This is a genomic window from Actinosynnema sp., assembly GCF_052038725.1.
On sequence record NZ_JBQGCX010001296.1, the window covers coordinates 1 to 1,502 of the forward strand.

Sequence of the window (1,502 nt, forward strand, 5' to 3'; positions counted from 1 at the left end):
CCCGATGCCGTGGCCGCCGAACTCGGTGTTCACCTTGTACCCGAACTCCGCCGCCACGGCGCCGATCGCGGCCGAGATGTCGCCCAGCTTGTTGCCGGGGCGCGCCGCGTCGATGCCCGCCTCCAGGGCGACCTCGGTGGCGCGGATGATCCGCTGGTCCTGCTCGTCCGGGGTGCCGACGATGACCGTGCGCGCCGAGTCCGCGGCCCAGCCGTCGATGCTGACGGCGATGTCGGCGCTGAGCACGTCGCCGTCGCGCAGGGCGTAGTCGTGCGGCAGGCCGTGCAGGACGGCGTCGTTGACGGACAGGCAGATGACGTTGCGGAACGGCCCCTCGCCGAAGGAGGGCGCGTAGTCCCAGTAGCAGGACTCGGCCCCGCGCTGCTTGATCATGCCGCGCACGTGGTGCTCGATGTCCATCAGGTTGACGCCCACGTCGGCCAGGTTCCCCACCTCGGTGAGCACCTCGGCGACGAACCGCCCGGTCACGTGCATGCGGTCGATCTCCGCAGGCGTCTTCAGCTCGATCACTAGTACCCTCGCGTCATGTCAGTGCCGGTATTTCTATACCGGAACCTTAACACGGGTGCGGTATAGAAATACCAACCTGCGGCGGGGGCGCCCCGACCGGTCTAGACCCCCAGCCCGCCGACCACCCGCACCACCTCGGCCGCCTCGCCCCAGGACAGCGTGAACCCCGCCCCGCCGTGCCCGTAGCACGCCACCACCGGCAACCCCCGCCCCGGCACCACCTCCAGTCGCACCCGAGGCCGCGCCGGGCGCAGGCCCACCGCGCGCGACACCACCGGGCAGCCTGCCAGCTCCGGCGCCAGCGCGGTCGCCCGGCGCAGGATCGCCGCCTCCACCTCCGGGTCCGGCTCGGTGCCCCACTCGCCCACGTCGCCGGTCCCGCCGCACACCACGTCCCCGTCGCGCGGCACCACGTAGGTCAGGCCGCCGGGGTTGTCGTCGTCGGTCACCCAGCGGGTCAGGCCGGGGTTGGCCAGGCGCACCACCTGGCCCCGGATCGGGTGAACCTCCGGGTCGCCCAGCAGCGCCCCCGAGCCCAGCCCGGCCGCGACCACCACCGCGTCGAACCCCGCGCCCACGTCCTCCGGCTCGACCAGCTCGGCCGCGCGGAACACCACGCCCCGCCGCTCCACCCGCGCCCGCAACCAGCCCAGGTACACGTCCGTCACCGCCACCGGCAGGGTCACCACGACCCCGCGCGCGCCCTCCGGCACCTCGCCCGCGCCCGCCTCCCGCCACGCGGGCACGGCCGCCGTCCACGACCGGTCGGGGTCGGGCCTGCGGGACAGCACGGTGCCGGTGCGCAGCCGCACGCCCGTCGCCGGGTCCGCCGCCAGCGCGGCCAGCCGCTCGCCGGTCACCCTCCCGGACTCCAGCACCCGCGCGGAGCTGCCCACGGCGTGCGGGAACCAGATCGCGGCGGCCACCGACGACACCGACCCCGAGTGGTCCGCACCGGCCACCACCTCGAC

Annotated in this window: 2 protein-coding genes; both read right to left on the reverse strand. The window is 74.7% G+C overall.

The annotated features are described in order from the left end of the window. Positions 1–531: M24 family metallopeptidase (locus ACTUAL_RS27375; RefSeq protein ID WP_440902262.1), on the reverse strand; the 531-nt coding region annotated here is incomplete at its 3' end. A gap of 101 nt (positions 532–632) precedes the next feature. After that, positions 633–1,502: FAD-dependent oxidoreductase (locus ACTUAL_RS27380; RefSeq protein WP_440902263.1), on the reverse strand; the 870-nt coding region annotated here is incomplete at its 5' end.